The organism is Burkholderia sp. B21-005 (genome assembly GCF_020843965.1).
Lineage (GTDB): Bacteria > Pseudomonadota > Gammaproteobacteria > Burkholderiales > Burkholderiaceae > Burkholderia > Burkholderia ambifaria.
In genome coordinates this window covers 265,428-287,757 of the sequence record NZ_CP086302.1, presented here as the reverse complement: position 1 = coordinate 287,757, position 22,330 = coordinate 265,428, and the positions used below count along the sequence as shown (strand labels likewise).

Below are 22,330 nucleotides of genomic sequence, written 5' to 3'. Positions count from 1 at the left end.
CCTTTGGATGACGACTGGAACCCGGATTGCACGTGACGCGCCCTCGCCATCGAATGGCGGGGGCGTACGCGGACCGCGACGTAGCGCCGATTACCGACGCTTCGCAATCCTTTCTAAATGGCGAATGGCACGCGGACTGCGAGCGTCTGCGTTCAATGCGCCGAGGCTGAGCTATCCGGCGGATACCGTTTGAACAGCACCGATGCATTGACGCCGCCAAACCCGAACCCGTTCGACAGTGCGATCTCGATGGGAACGTGCCGTGCGGAAGGCCCGATCAGATCCAGGCCGGCGGCAGCTTCGTCGGGGTGCTCGAGATTCAGCGTGCCGGGCATCACGCCATCGCGCAGCGCGAGAATGGAAAACGCCGCTTCGATGGCGCCCGCCGCCCCAAGCAAATGCCCGGTGGCCGACTTGGTCGAGGAAATCGCCGGGCCGGCACCCACGCCGAAGACGGTTTTCAGCGCCTCGATTTCTCCGGAGTCGCCGACTGGCGTCGAAGTCGCATGCGCGTTGACGTAGCCCACCTGTTCCGGGGCGACGTCGCCCATGGCCAGCGCCAGCTTCATCGCCCGCATGGCGCCGGATCCGTCGTCGGGTCCGGCGGTCATGTGATAGGCGTCCGCCGTGGTTCCGTACCCGATGATTTCCGCGATCGGGCTGGCGCCGCGTGCGATGGCATGGTCCAGCGACTCGACCACCAGCATCGCGGCCCCTTCGCCCATGACGAAGCCGTCACGGGCGCGGTCGAACGGGCGCGAGGCCCGGGTCGGCTGATCGCCGAAACCGGTCGACAGCGCGCGCGCCGCCGCGAATCCGCCCAGGCTGACCTTGTCGAAGGCCGCTTCAGCGCCGCCGGCCAGCACGACATCGGCCTCGCCGTTCTGGATCAGGCGCATCGCATCGCCGATTGCCTGCACACTCGCCGCACAGGCAGTCACGGGACAGCCGAGAGGCCCGCGAAACTGGTGCTTGATCGAAATCTGGCCAGCCGCCAGATTCGACAGAAAGAACGGAATGGTGAACGGCGACAACCGCCGCACGCCACGCGTCTCGCCAATTCTCACCGCCTCCGCCAGACCGGGAAATCCACCGATGCCCGATGCGACGACCGTAGCGGTGCGCTCGCGCTGATGCTCGGTTTGCGGTGCCCATCCGGCTTCAGCGAGCGCCTCGTCCGCGGCGACCATCGCCATCTGGATGAAGCGATCCATCTTCCTCAGTTCCTTGTTCGGCACCGAAAGCTCCGGATCGAACCCGCCGTCGGGATCGTCGGTCTTGCCCTGTACGGTCCCGCCGACCTTGGCGGGCAGTTCACCGACGATGTCGTCGCCGAGCCGGCGCAGCCCGGAGCCGCCTCCGATCAAGCGCTGCCACACCAATTCCTTACCGCAACCCAATGGGGACACGATGCCAATACCGGTTACTACCACTCGAAGCGTCATTTCACCTTCCCCCTTCGGGCCGGGATCAGCCGAGCCACGTCGTTAAAACTGTTCATCTTCAGGCACACCCTTTCAGATAATTCATTGCACCGGGGCACGGCTGCGGCGGACCGCAGTGCTTCCCGGTGCGTGCGCATCGAGCGTTCACACCGCTTGTCCGAACGCGTGCGACATAGGCAGGGCGCGCGACAGGTTGAACGGCACGCTGTGCTCCAGCGCGTCGAGGTTCAGCGCCGCGCGCGTTTGCTCATCGATCTCGATCCAGAACGGCAAGGTCGGCTTGCCGTCGATCATTTGCGGCGGAGCAGCGCGATGCACGTTGACGCCCATCCGCTTCAGCAGCCGTTCGTTGCCGAGCACGGAGAAGGCAATGAGACGGTCGGCGCCATGTGCATGCGCGACACGGACGATTTCGGACATCAGGGCGCGCGTGTTTTGCCACGACTCTTCCGCGCTCAGCGACTCGCCGCGCGGCATGCTCATCGCGAAGCGGGACAGTTCCCACACGTTGCGCGCACAGGGAAGGGATGCGCCGCCCATCAAATCCGGAAACACCTCACCGAGCAGATAAGGCTCATCGGTCGGCAGCAGCCGACCGCATCCGACGATTTCGCCGTTGCGGTCGCAAGCGACCACATAGAGGGTGTCCGCGTGATCGAAGTCGTCAAATTCGATGCCGTCGCCGGTGGGTAATGACCAACCGAGTTCCTGTATGAAGACCTTATGCCGAAACTCCGCAAGTCGATTCATCGTCTCGCGACTCAAATCAGCGCTTCTTCCCGACAATAAAGTCAGCATCGTAAATGCCCTCTCTCTCTTATCTCAGAATTGTTAGCGCGAATTGGACCCGAAATTGCCAAGTCAAAAAAGCTGCCCGAATGGGCAGGGTCAGGCGTTCGGGCGAGATTCTTCGCGGCGAATGCGCTGGGACATTACGCCGTGCAAACGGGGGTGGAATTCAACGGGCGAGTACTACGCGAGCCGGTCGGAAAAACCGGCCGGAGCGCACTTGATTATCGGAGGGCCGCGTCACGGCATGGATGACCGTGGCTGTCATCGCACCATTGCCACACGGATCACGAGGATCGACGGAAATCGGGGGCGGAGCGGCATAAATGGTGCCGCGAAGCATAGGGTTTCATGCAAGATAACCCTATGCATTGAAAACAAAATCAGTGACCTGCGAAGATGGCCGATTCAAGTTCGCGCTGACGCACTCCCGAGCACAGCCAGCTCTGGATCAATTCCTGGCTGTATCGCGCTCCATAATCGTCACCGTTCATGTTGAGGAGTATCACGTTGCTGCTGACGTCGTCCTTCCCGACCCTCACGTCGGACTGGCCCACAGCCACATGCCATACGCAACCGACGCTCGCCGTCGGTCGCGTTTCGGTGCAGATCAGTTCGTAGTAGCCGGCATTGACGGCGCTAATGCCCTCGCCCCACAAGTCATGCAACACGTTCGGGGCTTGCTGACACATATGCTGGCGGAAGCGCAGCGCGTAAAACGCCGGCAAGGTCAATCGTACGTATCCATCGTTCAGTTTTTCTGGCATGTCCGTTCTCTCGACGTGGCACCTGTTAAAATCGCTGCCGCATAGTTTGGCAAGATTCGCGGCTATCGGCTAGGCGAAGGCCATTGCAACGCTTGTAGCGCGCCCGCGTTGTGATTCGTGATAACCGGCGCGATCATGTGCATATTATTTACGATTATTACAGATCATCCCAACAATGCCACCGCATTATCAGGATGTACAAGTCGCCATGCCCACATGCAAACCCCATAACTGGAGCAATCAATATCGAGCGCGGATCCCCTCTGAATCCGCCATCACGCAGAAAATTCGCGCACAACACCATGCTTGTCACTCGATACTTGAAACAATGAGCCTCCCTCTTGAATAATTTGTTGAAAAAACCGGTCAACGCACCAACCACACGATATAGCCCGCCTTCGTGGGCAAGATTGACCGCAAGGGAATGATATGCATGCCTGGAGAGAGAAGTATCTGAATGGATACGCTACGGCAAAATCCGAGACCGACGTGTTTCGGGAGTTCACGGCTGACGTGCGAGCACTTGGATTCGAGTACTGTTCGTTCGGTCTGCGCGTTCCGCTGCCGGTCAGCAAGCCGCAGTTCATGCTGCAGTCCAACTATCCGCAGACGTGGGTCGACCGCTATGTGAGCCAGAACTATTTTGCCGTCGACCCGACGGTTCGGCATGGGCTCAGTCAGATGAGCCCGTTGATCTGGCGCGCCGATAGCCAGACACAGAGCGTCGAGTTCTGGGACGAGGCGGAACACCATGGCTTGCGCCACGGCTGGTGCATGCCGTCCATCAGCCGCACCGGGGCGATCGGACTCGTGACCATGGTGCGATCGGGCGAGCCGATCGACGAGCGCGAGCTCGCGGAAAAGGGCTACCAGATGTCATGGCTCGCGAACATGGCCAACTATGCGATGAGCATGCATCTGCTGGCGCAGTTCGTGCCCGAATATGCCGTCGAGTTGACTGCTCGCGAGCGCGAGACGCTGCGATGGTCTGCCGCGGGGAAAACCTATGCCGAGATCGGCAAAATCATGCATGTCGACGACCGCACCGTCAAATTTCACCTCGTCAATGCAATGCGCAAGTTGAACGCGACCAACAAGACCGAAGCCGCGGTCAAGGCGGCGATGCTGGGACTTTTATTCTGACGATGTTCTCTTCATCGACCCTGTACGAACCTTTCCGCCGTTCCTAGGTTCGCTCGTCGCCCCCAGAGGCGCACCGGCACATGGCGTCAGCCCCATACTCGCGCCGTGCGGCCAGGCGACCGTTCGCCTCGCTGCGATGACGCAATGGCCGGCGTCATTCCTCTGACGATTCAGGCTTGGCGTTTGCCAAGCCTGCCACCCGCCCCTACCTGAACCCGCAGCCGGCTCGCGCTTGTCTTTCGCCACGCTGCGGGCGCGGCTTTTTGCCTGGTGCCCGAACGCGCGCGCGGGTTTTTGCTCGATTCCAGACGCCCATCCGACAGTCGGGCCGATCGCCCGTCAGCCCCGCCCCGCCCCCGATTACCTAGGTAATTGACACGTATAGACCTAGGTAATTGTCCTCCCTACCATGGGTTTCGACGCGACCCAAAGCGCCACACACGAAGAGGACACGACCATGACCACCCAGGACGTCGACACCAGAACGTTACGACGCGTGATCGCTGCAGCGTCGATCGGCAATTTCGTCGAATGGTTCGATTTCGCCGCATACGGCTTTCTCGCCACCATCCTGACACGCGAATTCTTTCCGAGCGGCGACCCGACGATCGGACTCCTGAAGACGTTCGCCGTCTTCGCGGTGGCCTTCGCATTCCGCCCGCTCGGCGGCCTCGTCTTCGGCGTCATCGGCGACCGGATCGGCCGCAAGCGCACGCTCGCGCTGACGATCCTGCTGATGGCCGGCTCGACGACGTTGATCGGCCTGCTGCCGACCTACGCGAGCATCGGCTACTGGGCGCCGTTGCTGCTCACGATCATTCGCTGCGTGCAGGGCTTTTCCGCCGGCGGCGAATACGCCGGCGCATGCGCGTACGTGATGGAACATGCGCCGCGCCGCCGCCGCGCGTTCTTCGGCAGCTTCGTGCCGGTATCGACCTTCTCGTCATTCGCTTGCGCGGCGGTGGTCGCCTATCTGCTCGAGTCGTCGCTGTCGTCGCAGGCGATGATCGAGTGGGGCTGGCGCGTGCCGTTCCTGATCGCGGCACCGGTCGGCCTCATCGGCGTCTACCTGCGTGTCAACCTGAATGAAACGCCCGCGTTCCAGGCGCTCGAAGGCAAGCACGACATTGCGCATGCCCCGCTGATGGAAACGCTGCATTCGCAGTCGAGGAATATCCTGAAGCTCGGTGCGTTCGTGTCCGTGACGGCGCTGTCCTTCTACACGTTCACGACGTATTTCGCGACTTACCTGCAAGTGGCCGGGCACCTGTCGCGCGGCACGTCGCTCCTCGTGACGGTGCTGGCCCTCCTGTTCGCCGCGGCACTGTGCCCGGTCGCCGGCCTCTTCTCCGACCTCGTCGGTCGCCGCGCGACGATCGCGACGACCGGCATCTTCATCATCGTGTCGGTGTATCCGGCCTTCTCGCTGGGCGGCTCGGGCGTGTTGTCGCACTCGCTGCTCGGCGTCGCGCTGCTCGCGATCGGTGCGGTGTTCTCCGGCGTGGTGACGGCGCCGCTGATGTCGGAAGTGTTCGCGACGAAAACCCGCTATACGGCGTCCGCGATCACCTACAACCTCGCCTACACGATCTTCGGCGGCACCGCCCCGCTCGTCGCCACGTGGCTGATCTCCGCGACCGGAACCAACCTGTCGCCTGCGTACTACCTGATCGCCGTGTCGATCTTCGCGATGATCGGCGGTCTGTCGCTGCCGGAAACGTCGAAGACGGCACTCGAGGAAGCCGGCCCGGCAACCGGCAGAGCCGCCCAGTCCGCCAAGCGCGGCGTCGAACGCGCCGTTTGAGCGACCGTCCCGCACAACATCAACGCACGGAGCGACACGATGACCAGCCTTCATGACGCCAGCATCATCATCGATGGCCTGAACATTTCGAAATTCGAGCGCTCCGTGTTCGAGGACATGCGCAAGGGCGGCGTCACGGCCGTCAACTGCACGGTCTCCGTGTGGGACGACTTCCAGAAGACGATCGACAACATCGCGGAAATGAAGCAGCACATCCGCGAATACAGTGAAATCCTCACGCTGGTGCGCACGACGGACGACATCCTGCGCGCGAAGAAAGAGAACAAGACGGGCATCATCTTCGGTTTCCAGAACTCGTATGCGTTCGAGGACAACCTCGGCTACATCGAAGTGTTCAAGGAACTCGGCGTGAACGTGGTGCAGCTCTGCTACAACACGCAGAACCTCGTCGGCACGGGCTCCTACGAGCCGGACGGCGGATTGTCCGGCTATGGCCGCGAAGTGATTCAGGAGATGAACCGGGTCGGCATCATGGTGGATCTCTCGCACGTCGGCGCGAAGACGTCGTCCGACGCGATCGCCTGTTCGACGAAGCCGGTCACCTACTCTCACTGCTGTCCGTCCGGCCTGAAAGAGCATCCGCGCAACAAGACGGACGATCAACTGCGCGAAATCGCGGAGGCCAACGGCTTCGTGGGCGTCACGATGTTCATGCCGTTCCTGCGGCGCGGCGCCGACGCGACCATCGACGATTATCTCGAAGCGATCGAATACGTGATCGACGTGATCGGCGAGGACAAGGTCGGTATCGGCACGGACTTCACGCAGGGCTACAGCACCGAGTTCTTCGACTGGATCACGCACGACAAGGGCCGCTATCGTCGTCTGACGGACTTCGGAAAGGTCGTCAATCCGCAAGGTATCCGAACGATCGGCGAATTCCCGAACCTCACGGCCGCGATGCAGCGCGCCGGCTGGAGCGAATCGCGCATCAAGAAGGTGATGGGCGAAAACTGGCTGCGGGTATTCGGCGAAGTCTGGAACGGTTGAATCGCCCAATACCAACGAACCCGCCATGCACCCGCAATTGCCCATCGACGTCGATCCGGATACCGGTGTCTGGACGACCGACGCGCTGCCGATGCTGTACGTGCCGCGCCATTTCTTCACGAACAATCATGTCGCTGTCGAAGGGACGCTCGGCCGCGAAGCCTATGCGTCGATTCTCTACACGGCCGGCTACAAGTCGGCCTATCACTGGTGCGACAAGGAAGCTAAGCAGCACGGCATCAGCGGCATGGCCGTGTTCGAGCATTATCTGAAGCGGCTGTCGCAGCGCGGCTGGGGCTTGTTCACCCTCGTCGAAGCCGATCCGGCGACGTCACATGCGCGCATCCATCTGCACCATTCGTCGTTCGTGCTCGCCCAGCCCGACAAGCACGGCAAGCTGTGCTACATGTTTTCGGGCTGGTTCGCCGGCGCGATGGACTGGGTCAACGACACCGCGGCCGACCCGGCGGGCAAGGGCCCGCGCGCGCACTCGGCCGAAGTCCAGTGCGCGGGCGAAGGACACGATTGCTGCGTCTTTCAAGTCGGGTGAGTGTTCGGCAAGCGCTACAATCCGGCAGGAGCGAACCTGCCCGATAGCCTTGGCCCGAACGCGGTTCGGGCCCGTCGACAAGCTGCCGAACATGACCGACACGACGCCCCGTCTCGATTACGAAGATCTCTTCCGACATCTGCCCGTCGCGGCGATCGTGGCCAGGGAGCGCATCATGGTCGAGTGCAACGAGAAGGCGCTGCAGCTGTTCCGGGCGACCCGTGACGACATCGTCGACCAGTCGTTCGCGAAGCTGTATCCGCAGCAGAAGGACTTCGCGACGACCGGCCGGCGCCTCGCGCCGCTGCTCGCGAAACATGCCGGGTTCAGCGACGATCGCATCATGCGCCGTGTCGACGGCAGCCATTTCTGGGTCACCGTGTGCGGCTTCGGATACAACTCGAAGCGGCCCTTCGAGCTGGCCGTCTGGACCTTCACGGACCTGTCGGAGAGCGCAAAGCATCCCGACGTCACGAGCACGCTGACCGATCGCGAGCGCGACGTCGCGGCATTCCTGGTTCACGGCCTGACGAGCAAGGAGATCGGCAAGGAACTAAACATCAGCCCGCGCACGGTCGACATCCATCGCGCGAGCTTGCTGCGGAAGTACGAGGTGCGCACGACGCATGATCTGATCGCGTGCTTGCTGGCGTGAGGTGCGTGCGGGTCAAAAGCAGCTGCTGCGTCTGAGCCATAACGAAAAAGACGCGCTGTAGATTTTCGCGGATGTCGGTTTCCGACCCATCGCCGCCGTTCGACGAGGCTCGCTTCTACGTCAGCAATGTGTCGGTTTGCAGACGTCCGCGGGAGCGACTGAACTGATCGACGTTGCAGCCTGCCGGTGGCACTTGTACCGCAGCGGGGTACGCATTTTCTGAAATGGCCCTCTTGAACCCCGTGGCTCCCAACTAGCTGAACCGGAGGATCGTCATGGTGGCAGCAAGGCCTGGCTCGTTGTCAGCGAACTCCAAAAAACCATGGTGCAGCGTCGCCACCGCTTTGACGAGCGCGAGCCCGAGTCCGACGCCAGGGGTTCCCCGGCTTCGGTCGCCGCGATAGAACCGCTCTGTCACCTTGGACCGTTCGGCGAGCGGGATACCGGGTCCGTCATCCGACACCGTGACGTCGATACGGTCGTCACGCTCACACAGCGACACCTCGACCTCGCCGTTGTCCTGCGCGTACTTCAGCGCGTTGTCGATCAGGTTACCAATCGCTTGCGCAAGCAGCAACGGGTCGACGTCGGCCAGCACCTCCCTTTCCGAACATAGCAACAGCGTCAGCGAAATGCCGCGCAACTCCGCGACGGGCTGATAGAACTCGACGGCATCCGACAGGATAGTCACGACGTCGCTTTTGACAAAACCCGAGCGCCGCACGCCCGCATCGATCTCGGCGAGACGAAGCAGCGCATTGAAAATACCGATCACGCGGTCCACGTCGGCCATCGCCACTTCGAGCTGGCCCAGCGTGTCTTCGTCGCCCTTCTTGCGCAGCCCGAGCAGCAGCACCTCGAGTCTCGAACGCAGTTCGGTGAGCGGCGTGCGCAGATCGTGCGCAATCGCGTTCGACACATTGCGAACGCCGTCCAGCACTTCGATCAACGCGTCCTGCGCCTGGACGCGCGTCTTGATCTCTTCTTCGAGCCTCGCGTTCTGTTCCTGCTGCAAGCGTTGCAATGCATGCAGCTTCAGATGCATCTGCACGCGCACGGCCACTTCTTCCATTTGCAGCGGCTTGGTCACGAAGTCCATCGCGCCGACGCGGAAACCCGTGATCTTGTCCTCGATCTGCGTCAGCGAGGTCATGAAAATCACGGGGATATCCCGCGTGACGGGATTGTCCTTGAGCGCGCGGCAGGTCTGGAAACCGTCGAGACCGGGCATCATCACGTCGAGCAGGATCAGGTCGGGCTTGACCAGTTCGGCGCGGCGCAGCGCTTCGTGGCCGTCGCGCGCGACGGCCACGCTCAGCCCTTCGGCTTCCAGCGTATCGACGACGAGCGCCAGATTCGCCGCCGTGTCGTCGACCACGAGCACGACGGGCGCGTCTTTGTTGTGCTCTCGCATCGTCAACTCCCTTCGTTGTTCAGATGATGTTCGATCAACGAAAGCAGGGCCTGCGATTCGTAGGTCATGGCAAGTTGCCGCAAACGCGCGGCGAACGGTTCATACTTTTCATGCGAACTCACAAGACGATCGGCGAGCCGGCTGATGTCGCGCATCGAGCCGAGCAGCGCATAGCGGTGCAGCGCCGTCATTTCCTCGCGCGGCGGGATGATCATCGGCCGGCAAGCTTCGCAGGATGGGTCGGCTCCCTGCTGTGTAACCAGGCCGAGCAACATTGCGATCGCGCCTAATAGGCGGTCGAGATTGAGCGGCTTTTGGAGAAATACGTTTGCGCCCGCGTCGATGTTCGCGCGTGCGTTCTGTTCGGAGGCGTCGGCGGATACGACGATCACGGGCGTCGCTGCCAGTGCTGGCGAACGGCGCAGATGGTGCAGCGTTTCTATGCCGCCCATCAAGGGCATCACCGTGTCGAGAACGATCAGTTCGGGCGCGCACGCTGCAGCCTTGTCGAGCGCATCCCGCCCATCGCTGCTTTCGATCACACGAAAGCCCGCCTGTCCCAGCACTTCCGCCAGAAGCGTGCGGTTCGCGGGGACATCATCGACCACCAGAATGACCCGGCGCGCGCCATCAAGGCTGCCCGCCTGAAGACGCGGTACGCATTCGCCCAGCCCCGCCGCCGACGCGGGCGCATCCAGTTCAAAACCAAACACGCTGCCCTCGCCGGCCGAACTTGTGACTTCGATCTCGCCGCCCATCATGCGGACGAGTTGCCGGCTGATCGCGAGACCCAGCCCGGCGCCGCCGCTGCGCCGCGTGTGATCGCCCGCCTGTTCGAACGGTTGAAAGATCGCTTCCAGCCGGTCGGCGCTCACGCCGATACCGGTATCGCGCACCTCGAAGCGCAGGCGCCCCTCCGCGCCTCGGCTGACCGACAGCGTGACCCCGCCGTGGTCGGTGAACTTGACGGCATTCGCGAGCAGATTGAGCAGCACCTGGCGTAGCCGGCGCTCATCGACACGGACCACGGCAGGCAGATCCGGCGCGGCCACATAGTTCAGCACGAGGCGCTTTTGCTGCGCGCGCACCGCGACGATTTCCGCGATCGTCTCGAGAAACCCGCGCAGCGACACTTCGCCGACCTGCAGTTCCAGCTTGCCAGCGCCCAGACGCGCGAAGTCGAGAATATCGTTGATCAGCGTCAGCAGATGCTGCCCGCTCTGCTCAATCACACCGACGCTCGCCAGCTGGCGCGTGTCGAGCCGCGCGTCACGCTGCAGTATCTGCGCATAGCCGAGAATGCCGTTGAGCGGCGTGCGCAGTTCATGGCTGATGTTGGCGAGGAACTGGTCCTTCGCGCGGCTGGCCGCTTCCGCCGCGTCCTTCGCGACGCGCACCGTGTCTTCCAGCGCCTTGCGCGCGGAGATGTCCTGAATGATCACGATGACGTGGGTCGTCTGACCTGACGCGTCGTGCTGAAGCGCAACCGACAGCGTTACCCACACGCGTTCCCCGTCGAACCTGACAAGCGGCACTTCCTCCGAATAATGTTTGAGCTTGCCTTCCGTCAGCAGGCGGAACCGGTCAATGCTCGCCACGCTGAAATCATCATCAATTAGCTCGTGCAGCCGTCGCTGTTGCAACGCGTCACGCGGCCAGCCGACGATCTCGCCCGACCGATGATTCACACGCAGAAAGCGCCCATCAAGATCGCAATGCGCGACGCCGACCGCGGCGTTTTCGAAGGTGCCGCGAAAGCGCTCTTCGCTCGCGCGCAGCGCCTGCTCGGTCATTTTCAGTTGCGTGATGTCGACCAGACTGCCGACGAAGCGCACCGGCTTGCCCGTCGCGTCGCGGCGCGCGGTGCCGCGCACCAGCACCCAGCGGTCGCTGCCGTCGCGATGCCGCAGCCGGTTCTCCAGTTCGAACAAGCCTGCGCCGCTTTCGAGGAACGACGCGACCGCGCAATCCGTACTGTCGCGATGATCGGGATGCAGCACGCTCATATACGCTTCGTAATCGAGGCGCGCTTGCGGCGTGTCGAAGCCGAGCCACTCGTAGATGTTCGAATAGCGAGCGAAGCCGCGCTTGTGATCGCCTTCGGGCATGTCGATTTCCCACACGCCGACATTCGAGCCGTACATCGCCATTTCGAGTCGCGCATTGGTCTCACGAAGAATTTCCGCTTCCTGCGCGCGGCGCTTTTGCGTCACGTCGCGAAACACAATCACGATGCCCTGCCGCACGCCGCGTTCGTCCGTCATCGGCGTGCCCGTGCATTCGACCGGCAGGTCGCTGCCGCCGCGCGCGCGCAGAATGGCGCGCGCGGGCAGCCCGCCGTCGCTCCCGGTTTGCAGCACGGCGGCCATCGGATCGTCGATCAGCGCGCACGTGTTCTCATCGTGCAGACGGAAAACCTCGCATAGCCGCCGTCCCGTCGCTTCGCTGCGCGACCAGCCCGTCAGCGCTTCGCCGGCGAGATTGACGAAGGTGACGAAGCCATCCACATCGGTCGACAGCACGCCGTCGCCGATACTCGACAGCGTGATCGCATAGCGCTGCTCGCTCTCGCGCAAACGCCGCTCGGCGCTGTGCTTGTAAAGCGCCATTTCGACGACGGTACGCAACTGCGTGTCGTCGAAGGGCTTGAGCACGTAGCCGTACGGTTCCGCTGCCGTCGCGCGGCGGATCGTCTCTTCGTCCGCATAGGCGGTGAGAAACACGACGGGAATGTCGCGCGCTTCGCGGATACGCCGCGCGGTGTCGATGCCGTCCAGTTCGCCTTCGAGCCGCACGTCCATCAGCACCAGATCCGGCTTGCTGTCTGCGGGCAGCGTGTCGACCAGCGCGAGCGCTTCTTCGCCGCTACCCGCGCTGCCGATCACGACATAGCCCGCGCGGGTCATCTGTTGCGCGATATCGCGTGCAACGATGCGGTCATCCTCGACGATCAAGATTTTCGCGCTGGTCATGGCGTGTGGCCGTCAACGTTCGGCTGCATTGAAATGAATGGTGAAAGTGGTGCCGTGCTGCTGCGCGATATCGACGCGGCCGCGCAATTGCAGCACGAGGTCGTGAACGAGGCGCAAGCCGAGCGTTTCATCGCGTTCGAACGAAAAGTCGGGCGCGAGGCCGACGCCGTCGTCGGCGACGATCAACGCGCATCGCTGGTCGTCGATCGCCTTGAGTTCGACCTTGAGCACGCCGCCGCGCTGATCCGGAAACGCATGCTTGAGCGCATTCGACACCAGTTCGTTGATGACGAGACCGCACGACACCGCGCGGTTCATGTCGAGCTGAATGTCGTCGACGTCGATCTGCAGGTCGACGCCCAGTCGCCCCATGTCGTAGACGCGTGCCAGATGACCGCATAACGTCTTCACGTGCGCCGTCATCGCGATGCGCGCGAAGTTGCCCGCGCGATACAGGTTCTCGTGCACCATCGCCATCGAGCGCACGCGATTGCGGCTGTCGGCGAACAGTTCGGCAACGGCCTTGTCCGTCACGCGCTCCGCTTGAAGATTCAGCAGGCTGCTGATCAATTGCAGATTGTTCTTCACGCGATGATGCACTTCATGCAGCAGCGCATCTTTCTCGGCGAGCAAGGCATGCTTCTCTTCGAGCGACGCATTTTCGAGCGACACGGCCGCCTGTGACGCAAGCAGCCTGAGCACGGCGAGACGCGCGGGCGTGAACACGCCCGGCGCGAGTTCGTTCTCCAGATACAGCACTCCGATCAGCTTCGACTGCTTGACGAGCGGCAGCGACAGCACCGAACGCGAATGCTGCGCGGCGAAATGCTCGTCGGTCGACCAGGTCTGGTCGGAGAATGCATCGTCGATCAGCAAGGCGCGTTGCGTGCGAATGCTTTCGAGCAGCACGGCGCTCGACAGATCCTGCGCATTCACCGGTCTGCTGCCGAAGCGCACTTCCGGTCCTTCGCGCGCCGCCACCGCGGTTGCTTCGATCCACAACGCGTCGGCGCGCGGCAGCACGAGCAGCGCGCGCCGCGCGCCCGCATGTTCGAGCATGATGGTCATCAGCGTGCGCATCAGACGCTCGGGAACCAGTTCGCCGGAGATCGCCTGCGACGCCTTCACCACGGTATCGACGTCGAGTTGTTCGGCGACGACGCCGGGCGCCGGCGCCTGCTCGACGGGCTCGCGCAGCAGCTCAGCATAACGCCGATCGAGCGACTTCACGCGCGCGATCGCGCCCCAGCGCAACCACGCGCGGCGCGCGTTGCGGACATACGCGGCCGCCGTCGTCGTAAAGCCGCGCGCCAGATAGAACTTCGCGGCAATCTCGTGCGCGAGCGCTTCGTCGTGCGGGAAATCATGCTTGCGCGCGAGACGGATCGCTTCTTCGTAGCTGTTCATCGCTTCGAACTCGCGGCCCGCGATGCGAGCGATTTCGCCGCTCATCAACGCCGCGCGGCTGCTGAAGTTGCTCGGGCAGTGCTCGGCCCACAGCGCCAGCTGCCGCTGATCCGCGGCGAGCTTGTCCAGATTCCCGGCCTTGGCGATTTCCGGCGCGCCGTCGTGCCAGCTTGCGCGCGTGAGCCCCGCAAAGAACTGATACTCGGCGATTTCGAAATGACCCGACGATGTCCACAGCAACGGCGACGCCTTACTATCCGCATGCATCGCGCCTTCGATATCGCCGGCCAGATAGCGCGCCTGCAGCTTGCGGATCCAGTACCAGCACGCCGCGATCGCGAGACTCGGATCGCCGTCGAGGCGCTGCTCGAACGCCGCGTCATCGAAGCGATCGGGAAGCGTGTCATGCGCGTCGAGGTTGCCGCGCAACGATTGAATCAGCGCGAGTTGCGCGGTGATGATGTCGACGATGAGGCCGAACTTCGCGGCCTGAACGATCTGCAGGCGACGCTGCGCTTCCTGCTCGACTTCCGCGAGCGGCTCGCCCGCGGCGATCAGCGTCGTGACCGTGCAGCAACTGCTGAAGCCGATGTAGGTCAGGTCCCCGCCTTCGCTCGCGACTTCGAACGCGCGGCGCAGCAAGGGCAAACCGGTACGGATCGGCTGCGTCCACGGCGTCACGTGATACGCGAAGCACATGTAGACGCGCGCCTTGAAACGGTCCAGCCCGCGCTTGTCCACGAGCGCGAGGCCGAGCTGGCCGAAGCGGTAGCCGGCGTCGTAGTCGTCGAACAGCGGACCCGCGACCATGCCGAGATACGCATAGCCGAGCGACGACGCATCGCTGTTGCCGTGCAGCAGGCTCAGGTTCGCCATCCGGCACAGCACGAGACACACGAGGTTTTCATCGCTGAAGAACGCGGGCGGCAACACGGCCGTCAGCACGTTCATCGTCGCGGCCAGTCCGGCATCGTCGAGCAAGGGCAGATCGACCAGCGTTTCGATCGGCGCGCCGCCGATGCCCCGCAACAGCGTGTCGTATTCTTCGCGCGCCGCATCGCGGCCCGGATGCGGATTCCAGTCGATGCCGACATGCCGCAGATAGTCGAGGCAGGTCTGCACCGCGAGGTTCATCCGATCGAGCGCCGTGTAGAGCGTGACGCGCAGAAACGTGACGGCCGCGCGGTCGGCCAGCGTGCGCGCGCGCGTGTCGAGCATCGACAGCCGTCGTTCGCTGCTTTCCATGGCGCCCGTCAGAAACTCGCATTCGGCGAGCTGGCATTCCAGCTGGAATTTGCGGGCATAGTCCGCGTCCCAGCCTGCTTCGCCGAGCAGTTCGCTGCCCGTCGACAGGTACGCGAGCGCCGAGCTGTACGCCGCCGACGCGCGTGCGCGCTGCCCCGCCTCGAGATTGAAGTCCACCACCCGCGCGCGTTCGGCGGGATCGTCGAGTAGAGGAATGACGCGGTTGTACTGGTTGACGATCTCGAAGATGCTGCGCGCTTCGTCCGTAGCCGGCTGCGCCGCGAGAATCCGGCCGATCCGCAGATGCGCCTGCGCACGCAACTGCGGCGGGATCAGTTCATACGCTGCCTCGTGCACGCGGTCGTGCACGAACGCATAGCCTTCGCGGCTGCTGTACAGCAGGCCGGCCTCGACGCCATCGGCGAGGGTCGTGGCCACCTGCGCCTCGTCCAGGCCGCTGATGCGCGCGAGCAGCGGCGACGTCGCGCGGCCGCCCAGACACGCGAACTGTTCGAGCAACGCCTGCGTGCCGCGCGGCAACCGTTCGATCTTGCCGACCATCAAATCGACGATGGTGTCCGCGAAACGCGCTTCGCGCAGCCTTTCGTTGTCCCACGTCCAGATGCGGCAGTCGAGATCGAACGCGAGGAAACGCTCGTCGGCGAGAAATTGCAGAAACTGCACGACGTAGAACGGATTGCCGCCCGTGCGCTCGAACACGAGACGGCTCAGGCCCTCCAGTTCGGGCCGCGTGGTCGTTAGGGCGTCGCCGATCAGATGCGCGACGTCGTCAGGTTGCAGCGGCGTCAGCATGATTTCGTCGACGCGCGTGCCCGTCTGCCGGATCAGATCGACTGTGCGTCTGAGCGGATGCGCGACGCCCACTTCGTTGTCGCGATACGCGCCGACCACGAACACGTTGCGCGCGCCCGGCCCGCACAGCTGTTCGAGTACGCTGAACGTGCCCGCGTCGCTCCATTGCAGGTCGTCGAGAAACAGCACGAGCGGCTGGCCGTCGCACGGGAACGCAGCGATGAAACGCGTGAACACGGCGAGAAAGCGCATGCGTGCTTCCTGCGGCGCGAGTTCGGGCACGGGCGGCTGCGGCCCGACGATCGCCTCCAGCTCGGGAATCAGATCGACGATCAGCTGGCCGTTCGCGCCGAGCGCATCGTGCAGGCGCTGGCGCAGGTCCGCGTGTGTGCGCATGCCGTCGTCGATCAGCTCGCGGATCAGCGTCTGGAACGCCTGCGCGAGCGTGGCGTACGGAATGTCGCGCTTGTAGCGTTCGAACTTGCCCGATGCGAACCATCCGCGTGACGCAGCAGGCGTCATGCGCAACCCGCTCACGAGCGTCGATTTGCCGATGCCCGAATAGCCCGACACCAACGCCACGCCAGTCTCGCCGCTCTGCACGACGCGCTCCAGCGCGGCTTCGAGCTTGTGCTGCTGCTTCTGGCGTCCATAAAGACGAAACGGCCGTTGCAGCTGATCGGGCGCATCGGAGGCACCCGACGCGAACGCCTCGACGTTGCCCGATGTGCGCCATGCGTCGAGACAGCGCCGCAGATCGTGTTCGAGCCCTGCTGCGGTCTGATAGCGCTGCGCGGCGTCCTTCGACAGCAGGCGTGCAACGATCGCGCTCAGTTGCGCGGGCACGCCGTCGATGCATTCGTCCACTGGAACGGGCACTTGCGCCGTATGGCAATGCAGCCATTCCGCCGCCGAAGCGGCCCGATACGGCAACTTCCCCGTCATCATTTCGTACAACACGACGCCGAGCGAGTACAGATCGGCACGCGAGTCAGACCAGCGGTTCATCAGCCCCGTGCGTTCGGGCGACAGATAGGGAAGCGCTTCGACGGCGATCGCGGGCGGGCCGTCGCGCGGACGCTCGCGCGGCGCACGGGAGACAAGGCCGAGACCCGTCAGCGCGATGGCCTGGGTCGCATCGTCGATGAGAATGTTGCCCGGCCGGATGTCGTTGTGCGTGAGGCCGCGGCTGTGCAGGGAGCGCAGCGCCGACGCGAGGTTGACGGCAAGGGTAAGGAACAGGCCTATCGGCAACGGCCCCGCTTGCGCCACGCGAAGCGATCTGCCGCCCGGATCCTCGAGCACGAGCGTCGCGTTGCGCTCGTCGCGCAGCAGCGCGTGAGGCCGCGTGACATGCGCGCCGTCGAGCATGCCGCGCAACTGATACGCGTGCTCCAGACGCTCGTGGCTTTCCGGCTGCGGCTGCGATGCCGACAACGTGACCGTCAGCCAGCTGTCCGACGCCCCCGGGCTCGTCAGGCGCGACAGCACGAACTGACCATCGTCGCTCAATGTCGTTACGTCGTAGCCCGTCAGCATCATGATTCCTATCTCGCGAGACGCTCTGGGTCAGTCGGCGGCAGTGAGCATGTAGCCCGCGTTGCGGATGGTCCGCAGCAGCGAGCGGTCAAAGCCCGTGTCGATCTTCTGGCGCAGCTTGCTCACGTGCACGTCGATGACGTTCGTTTGCGGATCGAAATGGTATTCCCAGATGTTTTCGAGCAGCATCGTGCGGGTGACGACCTGCTCTGCGTGGCGCATCAGATATTCGAGCAGCTTAAACTCGCGCGGCTTGAGCAGGATCGCATTGCCCGCGCGCGCTACTTTCCGCGACAGCAGGTCGATGCAGAGATCGCCGACCTTGAGCTTCGTGTCGAAGCCGTTGTCCTGCGAACGCCGCGCGAGCGCTTCGAGCCGCGCAACGACCTCGCCGAACGAAAATGGCTTGACGACGTAATCGTCGCCGCCCGCCTTCAGCCCGCGAATCCGTTCGTCGACTTCGTCGAGTGCGCTGAGGATCAGCACGGGAACCTTGCTGCCCGCCGCGCGCAGCGCCGCGACGATCTTGAGTCCGTCGATACCGCCGGGCAGCATGCGGTCGAGCACGATCGCGTCGTAGGATTCCCCGATCGCGAGCGCCATGCCGTCGCGGCCGTTGTCGGCCCAATCGACGACGTGGCCGGTTTCAAGCAGGCCTTTCTTCAGAAAGCCCGCCACCTGCTGATTGTCTTCGACCAAGAGGATTTTCATTTCTGGATTCGCGGCCCGTCGGTCACGCGTCGTGTGCGACCTGACAGAAAGGCCGCCGACGTGTGCAGGTCGGGCGAAATAGTGCACCGTCGCGCTGACCTTTCATTATCGCCTCGTCGGGACAGATGAAGCGACCGCGCCGTATTAAATTTTTTTAATCAAGGCGCGCGTGGGCTACCTGCCGCCGTTTGCCAGCGGGGCTCGGCGGCATCCGACCGCGCACATTAACAAACGTTAACGGTATCGCAACGCTCCGAAAAGCCGCCGCTTCATAAGATGACGGTGCGAAACTCACGCGCACCGAGCCCCGCCGGCAGGTGCAACCCATTCACACTTTGTCAGACGATGCTTATGAACACGGTGATGGAACAGCCGGCCAGGCCGCAGTATCGAAGTACCCCCGAGCATTCCGTCATCGCGCTGGGGGAATTCGAACTGAACCTCGGCATGCGTGCGCTGTGCAAGGCGGGACGCGAAGTGCCGCTCGGCTCGCGCGCGTTCGACATTCTATCGGTGATCGTGCTTGCATCCGGGCGCATCGTGTCCAAGGACGAACTGATGGACACCGTATGGCCCGGTGTGTTCGTCGAAGAAAACAACATCCATGTGCATCTGAGCGCGGTCCGTAAAGCGCTCGGCGACCATCGTCAACTGATCGACACCGTACCGGGGCGCGGCTACCGATTCAAGGTATTCCACGGCATGTCAGCGGAGCCCGGACGCGACGTACCGACTGAGCGGCATGCGCCGCTCTTCCGCAACGCGGATACAATGACCCCGCCGAGGCATCGATTGCCGGGCAGAAGAACGCTGCTCGGTCGCGCCACGGCTCTTGATGAAATTGAGGGTCGCTTTGCGCTCAGCCGCGTGGTCACGCTGACGGGGCCAGGTGGCGTCGGCAAGACTTGCCTCGCCATTGAACATGCGCACCGCACGACCGCCGCCGGCACGTCAGATGTCGTATTCATCGACCTCGAGGAAGCGGGATCGCTCGCGGCCGTCTCGCAGATCGGGCCCGCGCCCTCGCGGCCCGCCGGTACACTGCTCGTACTGGACAATGCAGAGCACATCGTTGACGAGGTGGCGGACCTCGTGGAACGGCTGATCGGCCAATGGCATGGCTTGCGCGTGCTGCTCACGAGCCGCGAGCGCCTTCGCATCGCGCCCGAGACTGTGTTCCGCGTCGAACCGCTAGCGCTACCGGCAGACGAGTCGTGCCGCGACAAGCTGATGCAGTCGCCTGCCGTCGAGCTGTTCCTGGAGCGCGCAAGCCGATGCGGCGTGCGAGTTGACGACGAGCATCAACTCAGGCTCGTCGCTGAAATCTGTCGCCGGCTCGACGGGCTTCCTCTTGCGATCGAGCTCGCCGCCGGGCGTGCGTCCGTGTTGGGTATCGAAGGGGTGCACCAGCGTCTCGAAGAACGCTTTCTGCTTCTCGCAGGCGGTTATCGCACGGCGCAACCGCGACACCGAACATTGCGCGCCGCATTTGACTGGAGTTTCCAGCGGCTCACGCACAACGAACAGGCCGTCGTTCGTCGCATCGCACGGTTTGACCATGCGTTCACGCTGGATTCGGCGTACTCCGTCGTTTGCGACGACAGTGTCGACCGCACGACCGCGCTCGACTGCATTGCTCAACTGGTCGAAAAGTCGATCCTCGACGTGAGCTTCGTCGGTGTCACGGCAAGCTACCGTCTCTCGGAATCGGCTCGCACGTACGCACTTGCGCTTGGATCGGGTAATGAACCATGCAATGTCGCAAAGCAGCGCGCCCGCTACCTGCAGTGAGCGACGGATCCGAAGTGACAGTTCAGCGGCAATTTTGAATGGATGCGAGCATTGCCGATCCGGCGGGCCGGGCTGCACGCCAGCGGAGTGGTCCTAACGTTTTCTCCCGGGCACCGTATCGGGTTGCCTGCAACTAGCGACGACCAGCACCCGACTTTTCCCCTGCTCGTCTCACCCGCTGCTTCCCGTTACCGTGTGAGGTTAGCCGCCTTGGGGTATTAGGAAAAGTCTGCTACCTGCGAGACAGGCGTCATTCGATCATATGAGGTGAGCGGCCGCTTTTGGCCGAACCCGGTCGGTTGGCATCGGGGCGGCGGCCGACTGGCGGATGCCGACCCACTTCGGCCCGTCGCCCCAGCTCGACGACAATGACGGCGTTCAACATACAACAGTCGCTCGCGCGACGTCAGCTTCGCCGGGCTATCGAACGCGCGCGCATTTGATCCAACGCATCCTTCGTTTTGGCGCACCTCGCTCCCGCCTCATGCTGCTTCCGTGAAGGCGAGGTAAGCTCTGTTAGATACTGCGTTGGAGGCCTTTGTCGCTGTAAGCAGTTTCTATTGCCATGAGGAAAACGGAACATCTGTCTGAAACACTCGATATACAAACGATACGCGTTCCCGCAGGAACGATTGCATTGAGGGACGACAGAATTGGCCGTAGATGGTCTGTCGAGCTGCCGCATTTTTTGATCGGCCGCTATCCCATCACGCAGGCGCAATATGCTGCGGTAACCGGACAATGGCCATCGTCGCATGTCGCCGCGCAATGTCCAGTAGTCAACGTATCCTGGATTGATGCCACCCGGTTCTGCAACATGCTTTCAAAGGCAGCCGGCCTTCTCGACTGTTATGAATTTCATGGCGATGGAACGGGGGCTTCTCTTGTCCCGGAAAGTAACGGCTATCGCCTGCCCACCGAAGCTGAATGGGAGTACGCTTGCCGCGCCGGAACAAATGGTCCGAGATACGGCAAACTCGGCGATATAGCCTGGTATAGAGAAAACTCGGGGGGCCACACGCATGAGGTGGGTCAAAAGCAAGCAAATGATTGGGGGCTTTTCGACACGCTAGGAAACGTTTGGGAGTGGTGCGCCGATCTATACGACCCGGAAGTCTATGGTTCGTATCGCGTGTTTCGTGGCGGCGGATGGGCGGATGCCGAACGAGGCTGCCTTGCGACGAATCGACGTCGTAGCCATCCGACGTTTGCAATCGATGATCTTGGCTTTCGGGTTGCCCGATCGCTTGATGCTCGTGATGGGTAATCACGAGCACATCCGGCTTGGTCGACCAGCAGTGCTGGACGAATCTGGAGCTTGCCCGACAGCGGGCTGTTGAAGCCCATCAAGTAGCGACGCGACCGAGGGAACAACCGTTATCCAAGGCGCAACGGACATCCGAACGTCCGCCTGAGCGCGCGGTTGAACGACCGAAAGTGGCCGAATACCGCCCAATTAGCCGTCAACTCATGAAGCAGTCGATCAAAAAAACCTCCCCCGAAATTGGCACCGATCGCGGTCGAGTTCTGCGTTCGCGGAACTGGTCACACGCCAAGGCTCACCGGCGCAGCCCGAACACGCCGTGCCAGAGAGCGCTGAAAAAGTCCGTATGCGCGTGTTCGCCACTCCTTCGCGCGTCGCTCTTTGACGCCTGCGCCGATGCCGCCTGTGTCGCCCTCTCGTCGCATTGCGGCATCTGCTCATCACGCTCACCGTCCGGCGATGCGCCCGGCTGGCGCGACGCATGCAACTCGACCACGCTGCCGGCAATGCGCTCGGCGAGTTGAACATCGCAATCACGGCCGAGCAGAACACCGAACACGACGTCGCGGTTGTGCCCTTGCTCGGCGAAGCGCATCGCCCATGCCACGAACCGCGCATATTCCGCTTCGCGCTCCGCGTTCAAGCGCTCCTCTTCTTCGCGAAGCCGTGCGTGACGGAGCATTTCCTCTGCGTAAGCGGTGTCATAGACGCGGCGCAGCTCCGGGTCCGAGAGAATCGCGTATGCCTCCTTGATCTCCTGAAATCGCGCATGCGCGTCCGCTTCGCACCCGACGTTGCGGTCGGGATGCGCTTTCATCGCCGCCTTTCGGTAGCCTCGCTTGATTTCCTCGTTGGTCGCGTTCTCGCACACACCGAGCAATTCATACATTGTCGTCATTGTGCGTCAGGATGAAAGTCGGATCGCGTTGATCGTAGCATGTCGCCGCAGCGCCAATCCGACGGGTTGAGAATTCACCGGGTTCTGAACACCCTGAGTGCAGGTCAGGAGC

15 protein-coding genes are annotated in these 22,330 nt (G+C 63.0%); 7 read left to right on the top strand and 8 right to left on the bottom strand.

Annotated features, from left to right (window positions below):
* Window positions 1–152 precede the first annotated feature (152 nt).
* From fabF to LMA02_RS17675, 3 genes are all read right to left on the bottom strand, one after another.
* Window positions 153–1,445 (bottom strand): beta-ketoacyl-ACP synthase II, encoded by a 1,293-nt coding sequence (gene fabF / locus LMA02_RS17685; protein WP_228908937.1) that lies wholly within the window; start codon window positions 1,443–1,445, stop codon window positions 153–155.
* Window positions 1,446–1,589: 144 nt separating this feature from the next.
* Window positions 1,590–2,243, bottom strand: coding sequence for an acyl-homoserine-lactone synthase (locus LMA02_RS17680; RefSeq protein WP_267478986.1), 654 nt, complete (start codon window positions 2,241–2,243; stop codon window positions 1,590–1,592).
* Window positions 2,244–2,617: 374 nt separating this feature from the next.
* On the bottom strand, window positions 2,618–3,001 hold the full coding sequence (locus LMA02_RS17675; RefSeq protein WP_228908935.1) for a DUF4902 domain-containing protein: 384 nt from the start codon (window positions 2,999–3,001) through the stop codon (window positions 2,618–2,620).
* 489 nt (window positions 3,002–3,490) lie between these two features.
* On the opposite strand from LMA02_RS17675, the gene LMA02_RS17670 reads away from it, so the two are divergent.
* From LMA02_RS17670 to LMA02_RS17650, 5 genes are all read left to right on the top strand, one after another.
* Window positions 3,491–4,144 carry a helix-turn-helix transcriptional regulator gene (locus tag LMA02_RS17670; protein ID WP_228908934.1) on the top strand — a complete coding sequence of 218 codons (654 nt, stop codon included), beginning with the start codon at window positions 3,491–3,493 and terminating at the stop codon, window positions 4,142–4,144.
* A gap of 457 nt (window positions 4,145–4,601) precedes the next feature.
* On the top strand, window positions 4,602–5,948 hold the full coding sequence (locus LMA02_RS17665) for an MFS transporter (RefSeq protein WP_228908933.1): 1,347 nt from the start codon (window positions 4,602–4,604) through the stop codon (window positions 5,946–5,948).
* A 39-nt stretch (window positions 5,949–5,987) separates the two neighbouring features.
* Window positions 5,988–6,959, top strand: a complete 972-nt coding sequence (locus LMA02_RS17660; protein WP_228908932.1) for a dipeptidase — start codon at window positions 5,988–5,990, stop codon at window positions 6,957–6,959.
* Window positions 6,960–6,984: 25 nt separating this feature from the next.
* A complete protein-coding gene (locus tag LMA02_RS17655) occupies window positions 6,985–7,509 on the top strand; it encodes a DUF5943 domain-containing protein (RefSeq protein WP_228908931.1) in 525 nt (174 codons plus the stop codon).
* Window positions 7,510–7,591: 82 nt separating this feature from the next.
* On the top strand, window positions 7,592–8,164 hold the full coding sequence (locus tag LMA02_RS17650; protein WP_228910046.1) for a PAS and helix-turn-helix domain-containing protein: 573 nt from the start codon (window positions 7,592–7,594) through the stop codon (window positions 8,162–8,164).
* 253 nt (window positions 8,165–8,417) lie between these two features.
* On the opposite strand, the gene LMA02_RS17645 is transcribed toward LMA02_RS17650, so the two are convergent.
* Genes LMA02_RS17645 through LMA02_RS17630 form a run of 4 tightly spaced genes read right to left on the bottom strand, consistent with a single transcriptional unit; the run spans window position 8,418 to window position 18,265 of the window.
* Window positions 8,418–9,578: a hybrid sensor histidine kinase/response regulator gene (locus LMA02_RS17645; protein ID WP_228908930.1), complete on the bottom strand. Its 1,161-nt coding sequence runs from the start codon at window positions 9,576–9,578 to the stop codon at window positions 8,418–8,420.
* Between the two features lie 2 nt (window positions 9,579–9,580).
* Window positions 9,581–12,550 carry a response regulator gene (locus LMA02_RS17640; protein ID WP_229050598.1) on the bottom strand — a complete coding sequence of 990 codons (2,970 nt, stop codon included), beginning with the start codon at window positions 12,548–12,550 and terminating at the stop codon, window positions 9,581–9,583.
* Between the two features lie 12 nt (window positions 12,551–12,562).
* Complete coding sequence (locus tag LMA02_RS17635; protein ID WP_228908928.1) at window positions 12,563–17,557, bottom strand: AAA family ATPase; 4,995 nt, start codon at window positions 17,555–17,557, stop codon at window positions 12,563–12,565.
* A 27-nt stretch (window positions 17,558–17,584) separates the two neighbouring features.
* Entirely contained in the window at window positions 17,585–18,265 is a 681-nt protein-coding gene (locus LMA02_RS17630) for a response regulator transcription factor (protein WP_012363588.1), read from the bottom strand.
* A gap of 351 nt (window positions 18,266–18,616) precedes the next feature.
* Between LMA02_RS17630 and LMA02_RS17625 the strand changes: the two genes are divergently transcribed.
* Window positions 18,617–20,056 carry a winged helix-turn-helix domain-containing protein gene (locus LMA02_RS17625; RefSeq protein WP_228908927.1) on the top strand — a complete coding sequence of 480 codons (1,440 nt, stop codon included), beginning with the start codon at window positions 18,617–18,619 and terminating at the stop codon, window positions 20,054–20,056.
* Window positions 20,057–20,621: 565 nt separating this feature from the next.
* Entirely contained in the window at window positions 20,622–21,323 is a 702-nt protein-coding gene (locus LMA02_RS17620) for a formylglycine-generating enzyme family protein (protein ID WP_228908926.1), read from the top strand.
* Window positions 21,324–21,615: 292 nt separating this feature from the next.
* Here LMA02_RS17620 and LMA02_RS17615 read toward each other — a convergent pair whose 3' ends face one another.
* Complete coding sequence (locus LMA02_RS17615; protein ID WP_228908925.1) at window positions 21,616–22,218, bottom strand: J domain-containing protein; 603 nt, start codon at window positions 22,216–22,218, stop codon at window positions 21,616–21,618.
* Window positions 22,219–22,330 lie beyond the last annotated feature (112 nt).

Excerpts from the sequence above, each read along its gene's own strand:
- fabF (WP_228908937.1), bottom strand. The coding sequence starts at position 1,445 with ATGACGCTTCGAGTGGTAGTAACCGGTATTGGCATCGTGTCCCCATTG.
- LMA02_RS17680 (WP_267478986.1), bottom strand. The coding sequence starts at position 2,243 with ATGCTGACTTTATTGTCGGGAAGAAGCGCTGATTTGAGTCGCGAGACG.
- LMA02_RS17675 (WP_228908935.1), bottom strand. The coding sequence starts at position 3,001 with ATGCCAGAAAAACTGAACGATGGATACGTACGATTGACCTTGCCGGCG.
- LMA02_RS17665 (WP_228908933.1), top strand. The coding sequence starts at position 4,602 with ATGACCACCCAGGACGTCGACACCAGAACGTTACGACGCGTGATCGCT.
- LMA02_RS17660 (WP_228908932.1), top strand. The coding sequence starts at position 5,988 with ATGACCAGCCTTCATGACGCCAGCATCATCATCGATGGCCTGAACATT.
- LMA02_RS17655 (WP_228908931.1), top strand. The coding sequence starts at position 6,985 with ATGCACCCGCAATTGCCCATCGACGTCGATCCGGATACCGGTGTCTGG.
- LMA02_RS17645 (WP_228908930.1), bottom strand. The coding sequence starts at position 9,578 with ATGCGAGAGCACAACAAAGACGCGCCCGTCGTGCTCGTGGTCGACGAC.
- LMA02_RS17640 (WP_229050598.1), bottom strand. The coding sequence starts at position 12,550 with ATGACCAGCGCGAAAATCTTGATCGTCGAGGATGACCGCATCGTTGCA.
- LMA02_RS17635 (WP_228908928.1), bottom strand. The coding sequence starts at position 17,557 with ATGATGCTGACGGGCTACGACGTAACGACATTGAGCGACGATGGTCAG.
- LMA02_RS17630 (WP_012363588.1), bottom strand. The coding sequence starts at position 18,265 with ATGAAAATCCTCTTGGTCGAAGACAATCAGCAGGTGGCGGGCTTTCTG.
- LMA02_RS17625 (WP_228908927.1), top strand. The coding sequence starts at position 18,617 with ATGAACACGGTGATGGAACAGCCGGCCAGGCCGCAGTATCGAAGTACC.
- LMA02_RS17620 (WP_228908926.1), top strand. The coding sequence starts at position 20,622 with ATGAGGAAAACGGAACATCTGTCTGAAACACTCGATATACAAACGATA.
- LMA02_RS17615 (WP_228908925.1), bottom strand. The coding sequence starts at position 22,218 with ATGACGACAATGTATGAATTGCTCGGTGTGTGCGAGAACGCGACCAAC.